The sequence below is a fragment of the Litoreibacter halocynthiae genome, from assembly GCF_004365635.1.
GTDB classification, from domain to species: Bacteria; Pseudomonadota; Alphaproteobacteria; order Rhodobacterales; family Rhodobacteraceae; genus Litoreibacter; species Litoreibacter halocynthiae.
In genome coordinates this window covers 940986-960609 of the sequence record NZ_SOBH01000001.1, presented here as the reverse complement: position 1 = coordinate 960609, position 19624 = coordinate 940986, and the positions used below count along the sequence as shown (strand labels likewise).

Here is a 19624-nt window from a genome sequence, read left to right as displayed (position 1 = left end):
GCGCCATGACAGATAGCATCCTCAACATCATCGGTGGCGGCATGGCGGGTTCCGAAGCCGCGTGGCAAGCTGCGAATATGGGCGTCAACGTAATCATCCACGAAATGCGCCCCAAGGTCGAAACCTTCGCCCACCGCACCGGCGATCTGGCGGAGATGGTGTGTTCCAACTCCTTCCGCTCCGACGACAGCGAGCAGAACGCCGTGGGGCTGCTCCATTGGGAGATGCGTCAGGCCGGTGGAATCATCATGGAGATGGCCGACAAACACGCCCTGCCCGCTGGTGGCGCGCTGGCCGTGGATCGCGACCCTTTTGCACAATCCGTCACAGAAAAGTTGAAAAGTCACCCGAACATCTCAGTGTCTTACGAACCGGTTAACGAGTTGCCGACCGATGGTAGCTGGATCATCGCGACCGGACCACTGACATCGCCGGAGTTGGCAAACGCGATCGCTGCCGAAACCGGTCAAGATGCTTTGGCCTTCTTCGATGCCATTGCGCCAATCATCTATTTCGACACCATCAACATGGAAAAAGCGTGGTTCCAGTCCCGATACGACAAGGGCGAAACCGAGGAAGACCGCACGGCCTACCTCAACTGCCCGATGGACAAAGAGACCTACGAAGCCTTCATCGACGCGCTTCTGGCAGCCGAAAAGACCGAGTTCAAAGAGGGCGAAACGGCGGGTTATTTCGACGGCTGTCTGCCCATCGAGGTTATGGCCGAACGTGGCCGCGAGACCTTGCGCTATGGCCCGATGAAACCGGTCGGGCTGACCAACCCGCACCAGCCGACCATTAAGGCGCATGCCATTGTGCAGCTGCGCCGCGACAATGCGCTTGGCACCTTGTTCAACATCGTGGGTTTCCAGACCAAAATGAAATACGGAGCGCAAAAGGAAGTCCTTCGGATGATCCCCGGCTTGGAAGACGCAGAGTTCGCGAGGCTTGGCGGAATTCATCGCAACACCTTCATCAATTCGCCCACGCTGCTGGACGCGCAAATGCGCATGAAGTCCAAACCACATCTGCGTTTTGCCGGTCAGATCACCGGTGTTGAAGGATATGTCGAATCCGCCGCGATGGGCCTTCTGGCAGGACGCTACGCCGCTGCAGAGCTTTTGGGGCGCGAGTTGAGCACACCTGCACCGGAGACGGCGATGGGCGCCTTGGTGACGCATATTACGGGTGGTGCCGAGGCGAAAACCTTCCAGCCAATGAATGTAAACTTCGGCCTCTTCCCTCCTGTAGTCGACGCCAAGACCGGGCGCAAAAATCGTGCCACCCGCTACAAGATGTACACAGATCGCGCAAAAGCAGCGTGGACAAGCTGGCTGGAAGACGCCCGGCTGGACGTGGCCTAAGGAATTTGCCACGCTGTGCACATGGCGGATAAATTTCTTGATAAAGTCTATGGCACCACCGACGCGGATGCGACGCGCAAGCTCTACGATGATTGGTCGGAGAGTTACGATGTCGAGATCGCGGAGAACGGCTATCAGACGCCTGCCCGCCTCGCCCGTGCTATGGCTCAGCATTGCCGAGATTTGAACCAGCCGCTGCTGGACTACGGATGTGGCACCGGACTATCTGCGGGCGAGCTTCAGACCGCGGGGTTCTCTACGATTGACGGTGCCGATCCCTCTGCCGGAATGCTCGCGCAGGCACGAAAAACGCGCCATTTCCGCAACCTGATCAAGCTGGACCTGTCACAACCTTTGCCGTTCGACACGGGCGACTACCACGCAATCACAGCCATTGGCGTGATCTCGACCGGAGCCGGACCGGCCTCGTTGATGGATACGCTGATGGACAAGTTGCCATCGGGTGGCCTTCTCGGGTTTTCGTTGAATGATCATGCGCTTGAGGATGCTGAGTACCTTGCGGGCGTTGCGCGGTTGCAAGACGCCGGCCATCTTGCGCGCGCTAAGGAATACGGCGAGCACCTACCCAAACTGGGCCTGAAATCCATGATCTACGTGTTCGAGAAAAAGTGACCTTCCGCACGCGCTTTGCTCCGTCACCCACAGGGCCGCTCCATCTCGGGCACGCCTATTCCGCGCTATTGGCCTATGATTTAGCGCAAGCGCAAGGCGGCGAATTCCTGCTGCGGATCGAAGATATAGACCAAGCCCGCGCCCGCCCTGAATGGGAGCAACAGATCTATGATGATCTGGAATGGTTGGGGCTGTCATGGACGACGCCAGTGCTGAGACAGTCAGACCGTTTGAACGTGTATCAAGAGACGCTGAGCGATCTCTGGCGGCGTGGGTTGATTTATCAATGCCATTGCAACCGAAAAGATATTCTCGCGGCTGCCTCGGCCCCGCAGGAAGGTGGCGAGCCGATTCAGGGGCCGGATGGAATCATCTATCCGGGAACATGCCGCACCAACACCTCTTTACACGACACCATCCCTTTTCCCGAAAACGCGGCCTTGCGGCTGAATATGTCTCTTGCAGCCGGATACTCTCGATTGTCGTTCACTGAGCTAGGTGAAGGACCGAAAGGTGAGACCGGATTAATCGAATTCAGCGCGGACGACCTAACTGGGTCAATCGGTGACGTGGTGCTTGCACGCCGCGATATGGGGACGTCTTACCACCTGTCTGTTGTCTTGGATGACGCATCCCAAGGGATCAGCCATATCGTGCGAGGTCAAGATTTGTTTGAGGCAACCAAGATTCATGTTGCCTTGCAACAGCTCTTGGATTTGCCGACACCCGTTTACCACCACCATAAACTGATCCGTGACGATGCAGGCAAACGCCTCGCCAAACGCGATGATGCGCGCGCGCTTTCTAAATATCGGGCTGATGGCTACACACCTGACGACATTCGCCGCATGACCGGCTTGCCAGTCTAGGTGCTCCGCCCTGTCTCCATTTGGTCAAAAATACTCAAAAACGAACGTCACATCTCGGGCGCCATCAGCTCGATTTCAGCGCCATCCTTTAGGGACGTATAAAAACACACGCGCCGGTTGGTATGGCACGCAGGGCCTGTCTGGCGCACAATCGCAAGCAAGCAGTCACGATCACAATCGACGCGCAAATCTACCAGTGTTTGAACATGGCCCGAGGTTTCACCTTTAACCCAGAACGCCTGACGTGACCGCGACCAATAGGTCACTTTCTTTGTCTCCAGAGTTTGTGCTACCGCTTCCGCGTTCATCCATGCCAGCATCAGCACCTCTCCGCTGTCATGATCCTGCGCAATCACAGGCAGTAATCCCTGTTCGTTGAAAGTCAGAGTCTTTGGGTCGAAGCGGGTCATGGGATTTACCTTTTGATAACGCAGCACTAGGACTTATCTATGGTTCTGACCCCGTTGAAAAGACCGATAGGAGCGCGAGATGTCTGAGAATACTGATCTTATCAAGCTCTATTCGGGCCAAATTCTGGCGCTGGCTGCGGAGATTCCGCATACTGACCGGCTGGAGTCCCCGCAAGCTACGGTTAAGCGCCGCTCGCCCTTGTGTGGCTCGACCGTGACCGTGGACATAACCATTAATGAAGATCGCGTTTCCGAGTTTGGTCAGGACGTTAAAGCCTGCGCCTTGGGGCAAGCGGCAGCCTCCGTCGTGGGTGGTGCCATTATTGGACGCACAGAAGATGAAATCCGGACCGCGCAAAGCCAGCTCAAGGCTATGCTGAAATCAGACGGCCCTGCCCCTGATGCGCCGTTCGACGGCTTGAAAGTTCTGCTACCCGCCAAGGAATTTCGCAACCGTCACGCGTCTATCATGCTGGCGCTGGATGCCAGCGTTGAAGCGATTGAGCAAATTAGCAAAGCCAATTGCGCATAAAAAAAGCCGCCACGTCCGGGCGGGACGCAGCGGCCAGTCAGCTAGTCTAGTCAGGTCAGATGCGCGAACCGGGAAAGAGGCAGCCGGTAAAGTTGGGGACAATGCGCATCCTGCGGTGGGTTACGGGACAAGAAACCCATCCGAGCCTAGGGAAAAGACAGCAGGCAGTTAACTCTTAGAATAGCGTGGGCATATAAAGGGCGACGGTCATCATCACACCGATGGCAGCAATGCCCGCTGCGTCTTGCGCAAGGGCTTTGGGGGATCGGGCCAGAATGTCGCGTAGATCGTTGATCATGATGAATACTCCCTCAAGTTGTTCTCTTTGTTGCACCTTTGTTCTCATTTATCCTTAACGCTGTAAAGAACTTTTTAAGAACATTTGTGAACAAAACAGACCGCCCTTACGGAACACTCACCTAACCTACTGTAATTAAACGAATTGCCTTATCCTGCTCCATTAGCCACAAAAGAACACGCGCCGCTTTACCGCGAGGAGAGCTCAGCGAAGGATCATCTGCCAGAAGTTTTCGCGCATCGCTTTGGGCCACGGCCATCAACGCCGACTGCCTTTCCAGGTCTGCAATCCTGAAGCGTGGCAATCCACTTTGCGCGGTGCCAATCAGATCCCCCGCACCACGGATAGCCAAATCTTCTTCCGATATCCTGAACCCGTCCTCGGTCTCCCGCATAATGCTCAATCGGCGTTTCGCCGTCTCCGACAACGGGTCTTGAAACAGCAACAAGCAAGTCGATGCGGCATCGCCGCGACCAACCCGTCCACGCAACTGATGCAACTGCGCCAGCCCGAAGCTTTCCGCCCGCTCGATCACCATGATCGTTGCATTAGGCACGTTCACTCCGACTTCGATGACTGTCGTTGCCACCAACACCGACGTCTCGCCCGCCACAAATTTCGCCATGGCAGCGTCTTTCTCGGCGGGAGGCATCTGGCCATGGACCAACCCGACCACACCTTCGCCGAGTGTGGCCCTCAAGCGTTTGAACCTGTCTTCGGCTGCGGTTTTATCGCTCAGCTCGCTTTCTTCCACCAGCGGGCAAACCCAATAGGCCTGCCGCCCTTCGGCAATGACACCGCGAAGCTTGGTTACCACCTCGTCGATGCGGCCAACCGAAACGGTCGCAGTGGTGATGGGTTTACGCCCGGGTGGCTTTTCGTCCAGCACCGAGATGTCCATGTCGCCATATTGTGCGAGCGTCAAAGAGCGTGGGATTGGTGTTGCGGTCATCACCAAGATGTCGACCGCCTTGCCTTTGGCACCCAGCTCAGACCGTTGATTAACTCCGAAGCGATGCTGCTCGTCGACCACAGCAAGCCTGAGATCGCTGAAATCAACATCCTTCTGGAACACCGCATGTGTCCCGACCAGAACATGAATTTCGCCCGCAGCCAGTGCTTTCAGTTTGGCCGCCCGATCCGCTCCTTTGTCGCGGCCGGTGAGCAGTTCCAAAACGATCCCTGCATCTTCCGCCAACGGGACAAGGCTTTCATGATGCTGGCGTGCCAGAATTTCGGTCGGAGCCATCATAACGCCCTGCCCGCCCGCCTCCACGGCGACCAGCAAAGCCATGAACGCCACCAGAGTTTTACCCGCGCCCACGTCGCCTTGCAGCAAGCGGTTCATGCGCGTCGGTGCTTCCATGTCTGCCGAAATTTCGGCAATGGCACGTGTCTGGGCATTTGTCGGACTGTAGGGCAACGCCTTCAAGACGCGCGACTGGTACTGACCTGTTGCCTTGCTGGAAATCCCCGGCTTCGCCCGCACGGTGGCACGCGCCAATCCCAAGGTGAGCTGATGCGCGAACAACTCGTCATAAGCCAGCCTTTCGCGCACCGGATGGGTGGCGGTGATCTCTGACAAATGCTCAGGGCAATGCGCCGCGCGGATTGCGTCGCCCCAATCCGGCCAACCCGCTTTTTTCTTTTGTGCTAGGTCTACCCACTCCTCAAGCTCTGGTACGCGTTCCAAAGCCGACAAGGCGGCTTTATGTATCACCCGTTGAGTGATGCCATGCGTCAGGGGATATACCGGCTCGAACGCTGGAATCTCCGCGCCCCGATCCACTGGCAGCATGTAATCGGGATGCACCATCTGCGCCTGTCCGTCGAAAATCTCCACTTTGCCTGACACCACGCGACGCTGTCCGGTCGGCAGTTGTTTTTGCAAGTAGTCGCCATGCGCGTGGAAAAACACCAGCCGGAATTCCAACTTCTCGTCGCGGACATGCACATGATAAGGGCGCCCGCGGGAGCGTGGCGGGACATGCATTCCAATTTCGACCTCGACCGTTACGACAGCGGGCAAGACCGCATCCTGAACCGAAGCTTTGACCGCACGGTCCACACCTGACTGTGGCAGGGTAAACAAAAGATCACGCGGCTTCTCAATCCCAAGTTGCTCAAAATGCTTGGCTGTCTTCGGGCCAACTCCTTCCAGCTCCGTCAGCGCGGAGAAGATCGGGAACAGGATTTCGGGACGCCCCGCCATGATATTCAGGCGTCGCCGATAAGGGCGAGCCACTCGTCCTCGTCGATCACTTTGATGCCCAGATCAGCCGCTTTTGTCGCCTTGGACCCCGCACCGGGGCCTGCCACCAGAAGGTCCGTTTTCGCCGAGACGCTGCCCGAGACCTTCGCCCCAAGTGCTTCTGCGCGGGCTTTCGCTTCGGCCCGAGTCATCTTTTCCAAGGTGCCGGTAAAGACCACTGTTTGACCTGCCACAGGGCTCCCATCATCTGCGGGGCTTGCCACAGGCTGGATGTCCAACTCGGCGATCAGGCGGGTGATCGAGGCATATTCCGCCTCTTGCGCAAATGCTTGCGTCAGGGACGCAGCCATCACCGCCCCGACACCATCAATCGACAGCAAGTCGTCCCACGCAGCACCCTCTTGTGCAGCAGCGTCGCGCATGGCCTGATCGAAATCAGGCCAGTTGTTATAGTGCCGCGCCAGCAGGTTCGACGCGCTTTCCCCCACATGCCGGATGCCAAGGGCAAAGATCACGCGGTTTAACGGAATGCTCCGGCGCTCGTCAATGGCATCAAACAGGTTTCGCGCAGACGTCTCCCCCCAGCCGTCGCGGTTCTTCAGCTTGGTGAGTGACTGAGCATCGCGCGCGCGCAAAGTAAAGATGTCAGCGGGTTCACGGATTTTCAGCTGGTCGTCATGATAGAACGCTTCAACCTGCTTGGCACCAAGCCCGTCAATGTCGAACGCGCCACGGCTTACAAAGTGCTTCAGCTTCTCGACGGCTTGTGCGGGGCAAATCAGCCCCCCCGTGCAGCGCCGAACCGCGTCACCTTCCTCTCGGACAGCATCAGATCCGCATTCCGGACAGGTGCCGGGGAACTGATACGGCACAGCAGTATCCGGTCGCTGAGAAAGGTCAACATCCGCCACTTTCGGGATCACATCACCGGCGCGATAGACCTGCACCAGATCGCCTTCCCGAATGTCCTTGCCAGCGCGAATTTCTACGCCCTTGCTGTCCAGACCTTTGATGTAATCCTCGTTGTGCAATGTGGCGTTGGACACCACGACGCCGCCAACGGTCACAGGCGAAAGGCGCGCCACAGGCGACAAGGCCCCCGTCCGCCCGACTTGTATCTCGATTGCTTCCAACCGCGTCCAAGCCAGTTCAGCGGCAAACTTGTGGGCGATGGCCCATCTTGGTGTCGTCGAACGGAAACCGAGCCGGCGTTGCAGCGCAAGATCATTTACCTTGTAGACCACTCCGTCAATATCATAGCCAAGATCGGGCCGAGCGGTCTCGATCGCCTTGTAATGCGCTACAAGTTCTGTTGGCCCGTTGCAGGTTGCGGTCAGCGGGTTGATCTGGAAGCCAAGCGCGCCCAAGCGCTCGATTGCGCCCATTTGCGTGTCATCCAGCGGTGCAGACAAGGCGCCCCAAGCATACGCGAAAAAGGTCAAAGGGCGGGATTTCGTAATATTCGGATCAAGCTGTCGCAAAGAACCGGCGGCTGCATTTCTGGGATTGGCAAAGTTCTTGGCACCCGCTGCTTCTTGTGCTGCGTTCAGCGCCTCAAAATCAGCGTGGCTCATATACACCTCGCCGCGCACCTCCAAAATATCCGGAGCGCCAGTTAGGTTTTGAGGGATGCTGGCAATTGTTTTGGCATTGGCGGTGACGTTTTCACCAACTTCGCCATCTCCGCGTGTTGCGGCATAGACCAGTTGTCCGTTCTCGTAACGCAGGGATAACGACAAACCGTCAATCTTCGGCTCTGCCGTGTAGGTCAAAGGGTCGGTGTCTCCCAACCCCAAATACTTTCGAATGCGCGCATCGAACTCGACCACATCTTCGTCACTGAACGCATTTCCCAGTGACAGCATCCGGACTTCATGGCGTATTTTGGAGAAGCCTTCCGCCAACGGCCCACCGACTTGATCGCTTGGGCTATCGGCGCGTTTGAGATCGGGAAACCGCTCCTCGATCGTCGCGTTCCGCCGCTTAAGGGCGTCATATTCGGCATCACTGATCGCGGGGGCATCTTTCCCGTGGTAGTCGAGATTGGCTTGCGCCAGAACAGCCGCAAGCCGGGCCAGTTCAGCAGACGCCTGATCAGCAGTAAGATCCGCTGGCTCGATTGCCTCAACTTCGCTCGCTTGTCCCACTGACCATCCCCGATGTTTGCACCATTTGTAGATATGGCGAGAATGACAGGGCGTCCAGTAGATCACACTATCGAGGGGGTTTCTGACTTCGCTCAAATGCAAAAGGCGCACCCGTGGAGGCGCGCCATTCGCAGCAATTCGGTATCGCTTAAGCGCTCGCCGCGATGCGCTTCTGCCCTGTGTCTATACTCGGTTGAGGATCCCGCAACACATAGCCCCGCCCCCAAACGGTTTCGATATTACTTTCGCCGCCGGTCGCTGTGGCCAGCTTCTTGCGCAGCTTGCAAATAAAGACATCAATGATCTTGAGCTCCGGCTCGTCCATGCCGCCGTAAAGATGGTTCAAGAACATCTCTTTCGTCAGCGTGGTTCCTTTTCGCAGGCTCAACAGTTCCAGCATCTGGTACTCTTTGCCAGTGAAGTGCACAGGTGCATCGTCCACTTCCACCGTTTTGGCGTCAAGATTCACTGCAATGCTACCGGTTTGAATGATCGACTGGGAATGGCCTTTGGAACGCCGGATGATCGCATGAATCCGCGCGACGAGCTCTTCGCGGTGGAACGGTTTCGTCAGATAGTCATCCGCGCCAAACCCGAAGCCTTTCAACTTGCTTTCGGTGTCATCTGCACCGGACAGGATCAGGATTGGGGTTTCAATGCGCGCCTGACGCAACTGGCGCAGCACTTCGTGGCCAGTCATGTCGGGCAAATTCAGATCAAGGAGGATCAAATCGTAATCATAGAGCTTCGCAAGATCGATACCTTCCTCCCCCAAATCGGTTGAATATACATTCAGATTTGCGTGAGTCAGCATCATCGAGATGGACTTGGCCGTGGTTGGATCGTCTTCGACGAGTAGCACTCGCATTATGGTGTCTCCGATTTTCGTCCCCTCAAGTCTGTTAACACTAAAGTCGAAAAGGTTAATGTGAGGTTACCACCAGGTGTGTTTATCCCTTTTCCGCTGTGTTTTGTCTATAATTCTGCAGCGACGTTGCTCGAAGAGCCTTTACACCGTGATCAGCCACCGCGTTACGCCACGATTCCAACTCTTCTTCCGACAAGCCGTATAACTCACAAGCCTCGTCTTCCGAAATCAAGGTGGCTTCGACGGCGCGCACCACCAGTGCCTTCCGGCTGGCGACCCAACGCCGGGTCGTGCGATCCGGCAAATCCGCACGACTCATGGTGGAGCCGTCTTGCAAGGTAACCATACGCGGACCTGTTTCTCGCTTTAGATACATCTACAAATCGTCCCGATTACTTATCTACAAATGCCTTTTTCGCAGCGATGCCTTAAGGGGAGGTGAAGCGAGGTCTTGTGACTAGCTAAGATTTTCCTATATTCTCGACTATCCCCGCAACGGAGGCCGTTATGGCACTGGACTGGACACCTGGACGTCTGAATTCGCTTGGCTTTGCCAAGCCCCCTTCCGAGACCCGCGTCGTTGTCGCGATGTCCGGAGGCGTGGACAGCTCCGTCGTTGCCGCGCAGTTGGCCGAGGAAGGCTATGACGTCGTCGGGGTTACCTTGCAGCTTTACGACCACGGTGCCGCCTTGGCCAAAAAAGGGGCGTGCTGTGCGGGCCGTGACATTCACGATGCCCGCCGCGTGGCCGAAGATATGGGCTTTCCGCACTACGTGCTGGATTACGAAAACGTCTTTAAGGACGCTGTGATAGACGAGTTCGCCGACAGCTATCTTGGCGGCGCAACTCCTGTGCCCTGCATCCGGTGCAACGAGCGGGTAAAGTTCAAGGACTTGCTGGAAACCGCCAAGGACCTTGACGCGGATTGCATGGCAACGGGCCATTATATCCAACGCAAGATGGGCGAGCACGGGGCGGAGCTGCACTCCGCAGCGGACGCGAACCGTGACCAAAGCTATTTCCTGTTCTCCACCACACCCGCACAACTCGACTATCTGCGCTTTCCGTTGGGCCATTTGGCCTCGAAAGCCGAAACGCGGGCCTTGGCGTCGAAATACGGGCTGTCGGTGGCTGACAAACCCGACAGTCAGGACATCTGTTTCGTGCCGAATGGCGACTACGCCTCGGTCATCGAAAAACTGCGCCCCGGTGCGGGTGAGCCGGGTGACATTGTCGACATGGACGGCAAGGTGCTTGGCAGCCATAACGGCGTGATCCACTACACCATTGGTCAGCGCCGCGGACTTGGTGTTGGTGGGCTGGCGTCGCCGCTTTATGTCGTGAAGCTGGATGTAGACAAAAAGCACGTGATCGTCGGCCCGAAAGAGGCATTGGCGACCCGCATGATCCCCGTGCGCGAGATCAACTGGCTTGGAGACGCCGCTTTTGACAGTCAGACCGAATGGCATGTTGGTATCAAAGTGCGCTCGACACGCCCGCCTGCCCCCGCCGTCATTCGCCCGATCTCAGCCACCGAGGCCGAGGTCGAATTGTTGACGCCCGAAGAAGGTGTGTCACCAGGGCAAGCTTGCGTGTTCTACGATGAAGGCTCCAGCCGCATCTTCGGCGGTGGCTGGATCTGGCGCGGTAACTAGCGAAACGCCACTATTCAGCCGCCTCGCCGAACGCCATCTTAAGGCTCTGGTATTTTCGCAAAAATGGGAAATAGGTGCAAGCCTTCTCAAATTCATCACCATCAATCGCATCGGTTTTATGGGGTGTGCGGCTGTCATTTTGATCGTGGATGGTGCGTAGATAAAAGGGCCGCAACGTGTTGACCACGGTGCTGGGATGGCGCGCTCCAATGGCCAGATGCGATGTCAGAAATGGATTTTTTACGCTGTCAGGTGGGGCCACAAGGCTGAGGCCCAAGTTAACGAAGGGCGAGTGCTTCATCGTCAGCCCCTCCAGCCGACCATTCTCGACCAACAAAGAGTATCCGCGTGCAAAGCTCAAGAAATGCGATGGCTCCCCATCGTAGCTGCGTTGCGCGACCAGTTCTGCCTCGCGCTTGCATATTTCTACGAAATCGCTGCAAACGGCATCATCATCATCCAACACAGTTTGGATAATAAACCGTTCATCTTTATAGACCTCGGTTACATGTTCGCGGAATACTTTTCCTGCAACGCGCGGTCGTTTCACAAGTATTTCATATTGGTCCTGATGAAGATATCGAGAGCACAGCCATTCAAGATGTTGCCGATACTCATCCGGCATGCGCTTGCTACATAGCAATAAAAGAGAAAACTCCTTGTCTGTCTGGTCACGAAGGCTTGGCAAAGTTATTTTTTCAAACAACTCAAAACGCCGCAGCATTCTTTTCGCATTAAACAGAAGTTGTGGTTTCTCGCTTACCTCAGATTTCCATCCGGATTTACCGAGAAATGAGAAGCGTGTTTCAAAAACGAGTTTCAAAATATGAATCCGCAAACAAAGTCGACTATCTTTCATGCTGGGTTATCGGAAAGAATTTCATCTTACCAACCCAAAGCCGAATACTGCGACCTTTAGCCGTGCATTTCTTTGGCGCGCGCCTCGAAGGCGCGAACGACCCGTTGCATGGCTTCGTTAAAAAACAATCCTGCCGCGCCCTGCAAAATGCGGTTCTTAAACTCGAAATCCACAAAGAACTCGACTTCGCATTCTCGCGGGCCGAGGTCATGAAATTCCCATGTGCTTTTGAGAAACTTGAACGGGCCATCAAGGTATTCGGTGTCGATTTTCATATCGTCGGACCACAGGGTGACCTTGCTGCCAAAGCGCTCTCGAAACACTTTGAAGCTGATCACCAGGTCGGCCAGCATGACCTCGGCGGCACCTTCATCGACGCGTGACCGGATACGTGCAGCTGAGCACCACGGCAAAAATTCGGGGTATTTTGCGACATCCGCGACTAAGGCATACATCTGATCTGCGCTATAGGGTAACTTGCGTTTTTCGCGGTGACTTGGCATAGGCGTCAGGGGCTCTGCTTGCTCTAAGGTTGACGGGGGGTGTCCCTCAATCGGACGTAAATTTCAAGGGGATAACATGTCTCATCCTGCCTATGTCATCGACGAGCTGATTTCAGCGAAGTCCATCGCGGCGCGTATCGAGACGCTTGCCCGCGAAATTCACGACCGGTTCAAGGACACAGACAAGCTGGTCGTCGTTGGCCTTTTGCGCGGATCGTTCGTGTTCATCGCAGATCTTGTACGCGAGTTGGACCTGCCGGTGGAGGTCGATTTTCTGGAGGCCTCCAGCTATGGCGACGGCATGGAAAGCTCCCGTGAGGTCCGCATCCTGAAAGACCTGCGTGGCGAAATTGGTGGTCGCGATGTGCTGGTCGTCGAGGATATTGTCGACACAGGGTTCACCCTGTCCCACGTGCTGCACCTGCTGGAAAGCCGCTCCCCTGCCCGCATCGAAACGATTGCGCTGCTCGACAAGCCCACGCGCCGCGAGGTCGACATCAAGGCCACATGGACAGGGTTCGAGATCCCCGATGAATTCGTCGTCGGCTACGGCATCGACTATGCGCAGCGCAACCGCAACCTGCCCTATATCGGCAAAGTCCGCTTTACATGAGTTGGAGGTGGCTTTGGCGTGCGTCTATCTGGGCACGGCGTCCACCATCCGACCGTCGGGTTAAGCTGGTTGTCGGGCTGATCGTCGTCTGCATCGCCATCGCCTTGATCGAGCATTATATCGGCTGGCCCGATTGGGCCCAAATGGAGCGCAGCCCGCGCGCGCCACGGTACTAAGCCGCCTGATCACGGTTTCGGCACTGGACTGAACGCAATCTCTAAGACAGATTAAAGCTACCTTACTCTAAGTCAGCCAACCTGTTTTTAGGAGCCAATATGTCCAAATCAGCATTCGCAGCCGCTTTCATTTTCGCAACCACCGGACTTGCCTTCGCAGGGCCAGGCCATGACGATCTTCCGGCAGAGGTCAAAGCCCGCCACGGTCTGATGGCAAACTACGCCCTCAACTTGGGTGTGTTGGGCGATATGGCCAAAGGTAAAACCGATTACAACGCCGAGGTCGCGGCAGTTGCCGCTGCAAACCTTGCGGCATTTGCGAAAACAGACCAGTCGCTTTTGTGGCCCGCCGACACGGATACCATGTCGATTGAAGGAACACGCGCGCTTCCGAAGATTTGGGATGACAGGGCAGATTTTGACGCCAAGGAGGCTGATATGGCCAAAGCCGCAGAAATGGTTGCCGGTGTTGCGGGAACCGACCTTGCAGCCCTGCAAGGGGCTATGGGTGGTGTCGGCGGCGCATGCAGCGCTTGTCACAAACTGTACCGCGAACCCAAATAAGCGATGCTCAAGCGCGCGATAACCGCCGTCGCCCTTGGGGGCGCCGGCGTGGCATGGTGGGTCACCGCCCCCACATACCTGTCCCATGCGGCTGAGACGGCGCTTATGACTGCCGAGCCTGATACGGTTCTAGGAGAACAGGTATTCTGGGCGGCGGGCTGCGCGTCCTGCCACGTCGCACCGGCCACCGAGGAATCCGATGCACCAATCCTGTCAGGTGGACAGGCGTTTACCAGCGACTTTGGCACGTTCTATGCGCCGAACATCTCCCCATCATCGGAGGGCATCGGTGGCTGGACGTTGCTGGAATTCGCCAACGCAGTGCAATCCGGTGTCAGCCCCGACGGCGCACACTACTATCCAGCGTTTCCATACACAGCCTACGCCAAGGCCAAGCCCGAAGACATCGCGGCGCTCTATGCCTTTATGCAAACCCTCCCCGCCGACGCGACAGCATCCCGCCCGCACGAGGTCGGGTTTCCGTTTAACATCCGTCGTAGTCTCGGTGGGTGGAAGTTCTTGTTCGGCACGCCGGATGCCCCAGACCTAACCGCCAGTTCCCCGTCGATTGAGCGTGGCACGTATCTTGCCGAGGCATTGTCGCATTGCACGGAGTGCCACACCGAACGCAACGCTTTGGGCGGGCTGGACACCAGCCGTTGGCTGGGCGGAGCAGCTAACCCGAATGGCAAGGGGCGCATCCCAAACATCACCCCTGCATCTCTGGAATGGTCAGAAATTGATTTGATGGCCTATTTTACAACGGGCCTTACCCCCGACTATGACAGCGCCGGAGGGCATATGGCATCGGTCGTCCAAAACCTGGCCCGCTTGCCAGAGACAGACAGACAAGCGGTCGTAGACTATTTGAAAGCCCTGCCCCCAGTCGCCGACAGCACGCCTTAGGCTTGGCCCATCTTGGCCAGACGCGCCTCGCGCAATTTGGCGAAATCATCGCCTGCATGGTAGCTTGACCGGGTCAGAGGCGTCGCTGAAACCATCAAGAAACCCTTACCGAACGCAGCTTTCTCGTACGCTGCAAACTCGTCAGGCGTCACGAAGCGGTCGATGCGGTGGTGCTTCGGGGTCGGTTGCAAGTATTGCCCGATTGTCAGGAAGTCTATATCCGCCGCGCGCATGTCTTCCATAACCTGCATCACGGACTGACGGTCTTCCCCAAGGCCGACCATGATGCCGGATTTGGTGAACATCGTCGGGTCCAGCTCCTTCACCCTCTGCAACAACCGCAACGAGTGGAAATACCGCGCGCCGGGCCGAACCTCTGGATAAAGGCCGGGAACGGTTTCCAAGTTGTGGTTAAACACATCTGGTCGTGCTTCAACGACGACCTCCAACACCTTGGGATCACAGCGAATAAAGTCAGGGGTGAGAATCTCGATCGTGGTCGAGGGAGACTGACGCCGAATGGCGCGGATCGTCTGCGCGAAATGCTCGGCCCCGCCATCTTCGATGTCATCGCGATCTACCGAGGTGATCACCACATGGTTCAACCCCAGCTTCTTCACCGCATCCGCAACGCGACCCGGCTCGAACACGTCCAGATCTTCTGGCGGTTTGCCGGTCGCAATGTTGCAGAAGGTGCAGGCCCTCGTGCAAACCTCGCCCATGATCATCATCGTGGCATGACCCTGGTTCCAGCATTCGCCGACATTCGGGCAACCCGCTTCTTCACACACGGTGGTCAGCTTGTGATCACGCATGATTTTATGCGTTTCTTTGTACCCTTCGCCGACAGGCGCTTTCACCCTGATCCAAGCCGGTTTTCTGGGCTGGGCATTGTCTGGACGCTTCGCCTTTTCGGGGTGGCGTTGGCTAGGGATTTTCAGGTCGCGGGTGGCCATGAGAAAGCGGCTCCTATTAAGATTGCCCAGCATATAGATGGAGAGTTGGTTTAACACTAAACGATCTAGTGTCGCAGGGGCAACCGCGCCCGATGCAACACAGCTACCCGCTTTTATCCCTCATGGTCCTGAACCACCAGCTTTGCCGCGAGTTTCGGGCGCTCTGACACGTAGGCCAGAAACGCCAAACGGCAGTCCGGCAACACATTATACAACTTGAGTTGAGTGTCCCGCGTAACCTCACTGCTCAGCGTGATGTCAATCCTGGTTGGCGTGACGGTAAACTGTTCAACGAATTCTGTCTCATTCGCAAACTTCGTGCCTTTGCCAAGTATGCTAAATGCATCTCCGTCCTCAATAAACGAGAATCTGAAGGAAGAAGGGAACTCGTATTTTTTCGGATCCTGCTGCATCACCAGCCCGAACCAGTCATCTTCATAGCGGCAGGTCGTAAAGACGTTTTCGTTATCCATGAAAAGGCTATTCCTTTCTCGTTGGACCGATGCCGGTCCAAATTTGTACTCATAAAGCGTAAACAATCCAATCCCGAGCAACATTGAACCTAGGAGAATCCGCCGGTTCAAAACGGGCTCCATCCTCGTCCAATGGCGCGCATATTGCGGTTCCACGCCTCCGAGATTGATCGCGTTCCCTGACTGACGTTTTCCTTCGCCTCCCGCGCACCTCGGATGGCATCTCCGGTCACTGGTAGACACTCATAGGGCGGAAAATCAGCGGCAGGCACATGGCGACCAGAAAGCACAGTGAACCTATAAGCTGGGCGTATCGGCCCATTCGGCGGAATATACTCCTGTACAGAGATGCCCGCGCGAGTGAGTATTTCTAGCGCAAAATTATTACATTGCCGCGACTAAAGCGAATTCTGACCTGGTGAAGCGGTGCGACCGAAGATCAGCTTGTGGGCGTTTCGTGCTTCGGGAAAGCCTATGGTCCAAAGCTTGTCAGCGTAGAAACTGCCACCACTTTTGTAATAAGCGGAATCGTTGCGCACCTGTCCCGACGCAGAAATCACGCGGCCCGAGCCTTCGGTGAACACGCTTCGAAAGTCTTGATTCGTTTTGGGATAGAAGCCAACGATGACCTTCTCGCCTGTATTTGTGCCGTCCTCCGCCATTCCGTCGATGGCAATGAAAGAGTGTCCAACATAGTCGCAACGATCAGACAGAACTGCACAAAGCTCGATCTCGAACGTGCCACACACGGCGCGCACATCGGTTCCGCTGCCGGGTTCGGCACTCGGGTTAACATGACCTCCGCCCATTCTCTAACTCTCCACCAATTGCTCGTCAGGCGCGCGGTTTTGCAAGGCTCGTGCACGTGGCATCTGTCCCGAGTAGTTCGGGGACCGCAATACCTTCGCGGTCCAGTCCAGACGGCTGTCAAAATCATCGCCAAAACGCATGGCCATATCAACAAACACCATTTGCAGCCCGCGTTGTGTCAGCCCATAACTGCCATGCGCGCGGCGCAGCAGATCGTCCAACCGCACCCTAAGCGCTTCATCATCCCCGGCCTGTTGTGCTGCGCCTTCATGCTCGGCGCGCACATAGGCCACCATTTCGAGAAGAAACCGCAACCATGACACGGCTGAAAATGCATGAAAATGCTCAGGTCTCAGGGGAAAGTTGCGCTTTGCTACAGCTGCGCTGGCCTCCTCAAGCCTGAGATCAACCAATGTGTCACCTTTAGCTAATGGCAACATCAATCGCGTGATCAGCGTGCCGCCGAAAAACCCTTCGAGCACTCCATCGGTACATGCTTCAAGAAACCCCAAGAGCATATCCGGCTCCCAAAACCGGAAGTAGTAACCCTTGCCTTGAATATCCACCATGCGGATAAATTTCCGCCAGTGCGCCTGAACGACATCGCGCGGGGCATGAGATGACATCAAGATCATCCCACCCTTACCCCACAAATGCCACGGAGCGTCAGACGCCGTGATCACATTACCGGCGAAGCGGTCGGCCTGGTCAAGCCGGTGAACAAACGGCGCCTGATCGCGCATCTCATTGGCAAGTTCGCCTGTGAACAGGCATGCACCGGAGTTGCCTTGCGCTTCGGCCAGTTCGACCACGTTAAACAGCACACCAGAATCGAGAATAGCGTGGCATGCACCGACCTCATCATTGGCGCCGTCTGCCCCCAATCAGGCGCACCGCTTCTCCGCGTCCAACTCAAGTACGCTGCCATGGTCAACACTAGTGTGTTTCGACATCGACAAAAAATTTCCTAACAATGCTGACACGCTATCAAGCAAAGTCAGTTCTATCTAACGAAGCACTCGCAGCGGGATATCCCGCCTATCCGATCATCGCGCTAACATGCCCGTTCGCATCTATATAATGACGGTGCAATCGTTGAAGGGCGATCCGCAATACAACCTTCCCGGACCGGGCCGACCAGCCCATGCGCTTTTCAGCGGCCTCAAGTCCCTCCAAAAAGCAGCAGCACCGCACGATGATATCGCTCAGCCCGGGACCCAGCTCGTCCAATGCGCTCAGGATACGTTCTCGTGCGGCTTTCGGGCCCTCGGCAATCGTGGCATCGCCGGAAAGCTCTGTGCGATCACCAGAGACCATGAAGCGGTCCCATCGCAACGCCGCACCCTGCCCCATCTGCGCGAGTTCGTAGTCCTCGCGAAACCTCTCCCCTGCCTGCACAAGGTCTGGTGTCAAAAAGGTACGGCCATCCTTGTCGCGGCGTCGGGCCAACATCGCCAACGGGCTTTCCGCCATGCTGGAGCGGCCCACACCCGCCACAGTGCTTGCGCCCAGCCTCGCGTCCCAGTCCGATTGCGAGTCGCGGAACGGGCTCGCCCCATCCTGAGCCCCTTTCATCCGCCGTTTACGGGTTACCTCCTCATCAAGATATTCCTTCAACGCAGCGCGGCCTGTCGTGGTGATGCTGTAACTCGCAACCCGCCCCGCACGCGTGCAGTTGATCCAGTCCTTCAGTGCGAAGGCCTGCGCGACTTCGCGTGAGACGACCGCCGTGCGGGTTGGTGGGCCATCCTTGAACGAGCGCAACACCACGGCTTTATCCATGTCTGAAGCCAGCGCCAGAACCGCGCCAGTTTCGCACAACCGGCGAAGGACGCGACGCGCTTCGCGTGACAGCGCTTCTTCGTCGTCCAGAAGTGCCTGCCCTTTATGCTCACCCGCTTGGGTTGCTTTAGAATAGGTTTCGGAATGGTTACGAACATGTGCGGTCATGATTGGCAGTCCTTGTAGAGTATCGGTCGGTTCACGGTGGATGAAATTGCGGCTTAGGCGATGCAGGGCCTCGTCGACCAACGGGTCATCCCGTCGGTTTTCAAAGCGGCGTACCTGCCGTAAGATCGTCGAGGCGTGGCAGCCTTCTCGCCGTGCTAAATCCCTGAGAGACAAGCCCTTTTCTGTGTGAAACAAATACCGTCGAGCTGCGTCCGGAATCCATGATGGCAGCAATCGATCCGTCGGCAATGTGGCAGTAGAAAACATGTGAGACGTCCCCCAGGTCAGCAGGGCAAAGGCGGCAAAAGCCCCTAAGCAACTCGCACAACTTGAGGTTGTATTGCTTACGAGTTGGTTAACAACGGCGGCATTTGCGTAATTTTGTTTCCAAATCGTAAACAGCCGATTGCGCAGCGGTCGCTCGGCTGATTGTCGCGCAACAGCGGCGTTCGCAGCCGTAGTTTGGCAAGGTAAATTGAACCCCGGAGCACTGCCATGACCGACCTGACCACCCAAATCACCGACCTTCGCCGCCCCCGACTTTTGGTGCGCGCGGCCCGTCATGGAATGAGTGCCTACCGCCGAAGCCGCGATCTGCGCCGCATTACAGGGCAGTCACACACGACATCGCCACGCGTGGTTGTGGAGACCCTGCTGCATCAGGAAGAACAGGTTGAACAGATACGTCTGACGCGCGACGGCACCTACAACGTCAACAAACATGTTGAGCTGCTCATCGCCTTGATGGCCGAAAGCCATTGCCTGCCGTTGGAAACACGCCAAACGGGCCGCCCGGGCTGGCGACCCAAACTGGTGTGAGGGAAA

23 protein-coding genes are annotated in these 19624 nt (G+C 56.6%); 10 read left to right on the top strand and 13 right to left on the bottom strand.

Annotated elements, in window-relative coordinates:
• Positions 1-5 precede the first annotated feature (5 nt).
• Genes trmFO through gluQRS form a run of 3 tightly spaced genes read left to right on the top strand, consistent with a single transcriptional unit; the run spans position 6 to position 2866 of the window.
• Positions 6-1364, top strand: a complete 1359-nt coding sequence (gene trmFO, locus BDE40_RS04730) for a methylenetetrahydrofolate--tRNA-(uracil(54)-C(5))-methyltransferase (FADH(2)-oxidizing) TrmFO (protein ID WP_134013294.1) — start codon at positions 6-8, stop codon at positions 1362-1364.
• 21 nt (positions 1365-1385) lie between these two features.
• Entirely contained in the window at positions 1386-1997 is a 612-nt protein-coding gene (locus tag BDE40_RS04725; RefSeq protein ID WP_134013292.1) for a class I SAM-dependent DNA methyltransferase, read from the top strand.
• Entirely contained in the window at positions 1994-2866 is an 873-nt protein-coding gene (gene gluQRS, locus BDE40_RS04720) for a tRNA glutamyl-Q(34) synthetase GluQRS (protein ID WP_134013290.1), read from the top strand. Before BDE40_RS04725 ends, gluQRS begins: the two co-directional genes overlap by 4 nt.
• Positions 2867-2913: 47 nt before the next feature.
• Here gluQRS and hisI read toward each other — a convergent pair whose 3' ends face one another.
• Positions 2914-3276: a phosphoribosyl-AMP cyclohydrolase gene (gene hisI / locus BDE40_RS04715; RefSeq protein ID WP_134013288.1), complete on the bottom strand. Its 363-nt coding sequence runs from the start codon at positions 3274-3276 to the stop codon at positions 2914-2916.
• A 79-nt stretch (positions 3277-3355) separates the two neighbouring features.
• On the opposite strand from hisI, the gene BDE40_RS04710 reads away from it, so the two are divergent.
• Complete coding sequence (locus BDE40_RS04710) at positions 3356-3808, top strand: iron-sulfur cluster assembly scaffold protein (protein WP_134013286.1); 453 nt, start codon at positions 3356-3358, stop codon at positions 3806-3808.
• Between the two features lie 175 nt (positions 3809-3983).
• On the opposite strand, the gene BDE40_RS18480 is transcribed toward BDE40_RS04710, so the two are convergent.
• The 5 genes from BDE40_RS18480 to sciP form a co-directional block, all read right to left on the bottom strand.
• Entirely contained in the window at positions 3984-4106 is a 123-nt protein-coding gene (locus tag BDE40_RS18480) for a hypothetical protein (protein ID WP_281245115.1), read from the bottom strand.
• A gap of 121 nt (positions 4107-4227) precedes the next feature.
• Positions 4228-6318 carry an ATP-dependent DNA helicase RecG gene (gene recG / locus BDE40_RS04705; RefSeq protein ID WP_134013768.1) on the bottom strand — a complete coding sequence of 697 codons (2091 nt, stop codon included), beginning with the start codon at positions 6316-6318 and terminating at the stop codon, positions 4228-4230.
• Between the two features lie 5 nt (positions 6319-6323).
• A complete protein-coding gene (gene ligA / locus BDE40_RS04700; protein WP_134013284.1) occupies positions 6324-8465 on the bottom strand; it encodes an NAD-dependent DNA ligase LigA in 2142 nt (713 codons plus the stop codon).
• A gap of 148 nt (positions 8466-8613) precedes the next feature.
• Positions 8614-9333 (bottom strand): response regulator transcription factor CtrA, encoded by a 720-nt coding sequence (gene ctrA / locus BDE40_RS04695; protein WP_134013282.1) that lies wholly within the window; start codon positions 9331-9333, stop codon positions 8614-8616.
• Positions 9334-9415: 82 nt separating this feature from the next.
• Positions 9416-9709, bottom strand: a complete 294-nt coding sequence (sciP, locus tag BDE40_RS04690; protein ID WP_134013280.1) for a CtrA inhibitor SciP — start codon at positions 9707-9709, stop codon at positions 9416-9418.
• Between the two features lie 131 nt (positions 9710-9840).
• On the opposite strand from sciP, the gene mnmA reads away from it, so the two are divergent.
• On the top strand, positions 9841-10989 hold the full coding sequence (gene mnmA / locus BDE40_RS04685; RefSeq protein ID WP_134013278.1) for a tRNA 2-thiouridine(34) synthase MnmA: 1149 nt from the start codon (positions 9841-9843) through the stop codon (positions 10987-10989).
• Between the two features lie 10 nt (positions 10990-10999).
• Here the strand turns inward: mnmA and BDE40_RS04680 are convergent, their stop codons facing one another.
• Both BDE40_RS04680 and BDE40_RS04675 read right to left on the bottom strand, forming a co-directional pair.
• Entirely contained in the window at positions 11000-11812 is an 813-nt protein-coding gene (locus BDE40_RS04680; protein WP_162848028.1) for a glycosyltransferase, read from the bottom strand.
• A gap of 92 nt (positions 11813-11904) precedes the next feature.
• Positions 11905-12351: a type II toxin-antitoxin system RatA family toxin gene (locus BDE40_RS04675; RefSeq protein ID WP_134013274.1), complete on the bottom strand. Its 447-nt coding sequence runs from the start codon at positions 12349-12351 to the stop codon at positions 11905-11907.
• A 76-nt stretch (positions 12352-12427) separates the two neighbouring features.
• Between BDE40_RS04675 and hpt the strand changes: the two genes are divergently transcribed.
• The 4 genes from hpt to BDE40_RS04655 all read left to right on the top strand — a co-directional run bounded on the left by hpt (position 12428) and on the right by BDE40_RS04655 (position 14610).
• Positions 12428-12964 (top strand): hypoxanthine phosphoribosyltransferase, encoded by a 537-nt coding sequence (gene hpt, locus BDE40_RS04670; protein WP_073141252.1) that lies wholly within the window; start codon positions 12428-12430, stop codon positions 12962-12964.
• The gene (locus BDE40_RS04665) at positions 12961-13140 is read left to right on the top strand and encodes a hypothetical protein (RefSeq protein ID WP_134013272.1); all 180 of its coding nucleotides are present in this window, start codon (positions 12961-12963) and stop codon (positions 13138-13140) included. Before hpt ends, BDE40_RS04665 begins: the two co-directional genes overlap by 4 nt.
• Before the next feature lie 99 nt (positions 13141-13239).
• Entirely contained in the window at positions 13240-13704 is a 465-nt protein-coding gene (locus tag BDE40_RS04660) for a c-type cytochrome (protein ID WP_134013270.1), read from the top strand.
• Between the two features lie 3 nt (positions 13705-13707).
• Entirely contained in the window at positions 13708-14610 is a 903-nt protein-coding gene (locus tag BDE40_RS04655; RefSeq protein WP_134013268.1) for a cytochrome c, read from the top strand.
• Here the strand turns inward: BDE40_RS04655 and lipA are convergent.
• The 5 genes from lipA to BDE40_RS04630 all read right to left on the bottom strand — a co-directional run bounded on the left by lipA (position 14607) and on the right by BDE40_RS04630 (position 18799).
• Positions 14607-15566 (bottom strand): lipoyl synthase, encoded by a 960-nt coding sequence (gene lipA, locus BDE40_RS04650; protein ID WP_134013266.1) that lies wholly within the window; start codon positions 15564-15566, stop codon positions 14607-14609. The two genes, BDE40_RS04655 and lipA, sit on opposite strands and share 4 nt — an antisense overlap.
• A 113-nt stretch (positions 15567-15679) precedes the next feature.
• Positions 15680-16039: a hypothetical protein gene (locus BDE40_RS04645; RefSeq protein WP_134013264.1), complete on the bottom strand. Its 360-nt coding sequence runs from the start codon at positions 16037-16039 to the stop codon at positions 15680-15682.
• A gap of 398 nt (positions 16040-16437) precedes the next feature.
• A complete protein-coding gene (locus BDE40_RS04640) occupies positions 16438-16848 on the bottom strand; it encodes a hypothetical protein (RefSeq protein ID WP_134013262.1) in 411 nt (136 codons plus the stop codon).
• 3 nt (positions 16849-16851) lie between these two features.
• On the bottom strand, positions 16852-17733 hold the full coding sequence (locus BDE40_RS04635) for a DUF4123 domain-containing protein (protein ID WP_134013260.1): 882 nt from the start codon (positions 17731-17733) through the stop codon (positions 16852-16854).
• 154 nt (positions 17734-17887) lie between these two features.
• A complete protein-coding gene (locus tag BDE40_RS04630; protein ID WP_342774995.1) occupies positions 17888-18799 on the bottom strand; it encodes a DUF6456 domain-containing protein in 912 nt (303 codons plus the stop codon).
• 495 nt (positions 18800-19294) lie between these two features.
• On the opposite strand from BDE40_RS04630, the gene BDE40_RS04625 reads away from it, so the two are divergent.
• Positions 19295-19618: a DUF6477 family protein gene (locus tag BDE40_RS04625; RefSeq protein WP_134013256.1), complete on the top strand. Its 324-nt coding sequence runs from the start codon at positions 19295-19297 to the stop codon at positions 19616-19618.
• Positions 19619-19624 lie beyond the last annotated feature (6 nt).

Bases quoted from the DNA above. Each gene is read 5' to 3' on its own strand.
- BDE40_RS04675 (WP_134013274.1), bottom strand. From the start codon at position 12,351: ATGCCAAGTCACCGCGAAAAACGCAAGTTACCCTATAGCGCAGATCAG.
- lipA (WP_134013266.1), bottom strand. From the start codon at position 15,566: ATGGCCACCCGCGACCTGAAAATCCCTAGCCAACGCCACCCCGAAAAG.
- sciP (WP_134013280.1), bottom strand. From the start codon at position 9,709: ATGTATCTAAAGCGAGAAACAGGTCCGCGTATGGTTACCTTGCAAGAC.
- BDE40_RS18480 (WP_281245115.1), bottom strand. From the start codon at position 4,106: ATGATCAACGATCTACGCGACATTCTGGCCCGATCCCCCAAAGCCCTT.
- mnmA (WP_134013278.1), top strand. From the start codon at position 9,841: ATGGCACTGGACTGGACACCTGGACGTCTGAATTCGCTTGGCTTTGCC.
- trmFO (WP_134013294.1), top strand. From the start codon at position 6: ATGACAGATAGCATCCTCAACATCATCGGTGGCGGCATGGCGGGTTCC.
- ctrA (WP_134013282.1), bottom strand. From the start codon at position 9,333: ATGCGAGTGCTACTCGTCGAAGACGATCCAACCACGGCCAAGTCCATC.
- hpt (WP_073141252.1), top strand. From the start codon at position 12,428: ATGTCTCATCCTGCCTATGTCATCGACGAGCTGATTTCAGCGAAGTCC.
- BDE40_RS04625 (WP_134013256.1), top strand. From the start codon at position 19,295: ATGACCGACCTGACCACCCAAATCACCGACCTTCGCCGCCCCCGACTT.
- BDE40_RS04640 (WP_134013262.1), bottom strand. From the start codon at position 16,848: ATGGGCGGAGGTCATGTTAACCCGAGTGCCGAACCCGGCAGCGGAACC.
- BDE40_RS04660 (WP_134013270.1), top strand. From the start codon at position 13,240: ATGTCCAAATCAGCATTCGCAGCCGCTTTCATTTTCGCAACCACCGGA.
- BDE40_RS04665 (WP_134013272.1), top strand. From the start codon at position 12,961: ATGAGTTGGAGGTGGCTTTGGCGTGCGTCTATCTGGGCACGGCGTCCA.
- hisI (WP_134013288.1), bottom strand. From the start codon at position 3,276: ATGACCCGCTTCGACCCAAAGACTCTGACTTTCAACGAACAGGGATTA.
- BDE40_RS04655 (WP_134013268.1), top strand. From the start codon at position 13,708: ATGCTCAAGCGCGCGATAACCGCCGTCGCCCTTGGGGGCGCCGGCGTG.
- recG (WP_134013768.1), bottom strand. From the start codon at position 6,318: ATGGCGGGGCGTCCCGAAATCCTGTTCCCGATCTTCTCCGCGCTGACG.
- BDE40_RS04645 (WP_134013264.1), bottom strand. From the start codon at position 16,039: ATGGATAACGAAAACGTCTTTACGACCTGCCGCTATGAAGATGACTGG.
- BDE40_RS04630 (WP_342774995.1), bottom strand. From the start codon at position 18,799: ATGACCGCACATGTTCGTAACCATTCCGAAACCTATTCTAAAGCAACC.
- BDE40_RS04725 (WP_134013292.1), top strand. From the start codon at position 1,386: ATGGCGGATAAATTTCTTGATAAAGTCTATGGCACCACCGACGCGGAT.
- BDE40_RS04710 (WP_134013286.1), top strand. From the start codon at position 3,356: ATGTCTGAGAATACTGATCTTATCAAGCTCTATTCGGGCCAAATTCTG.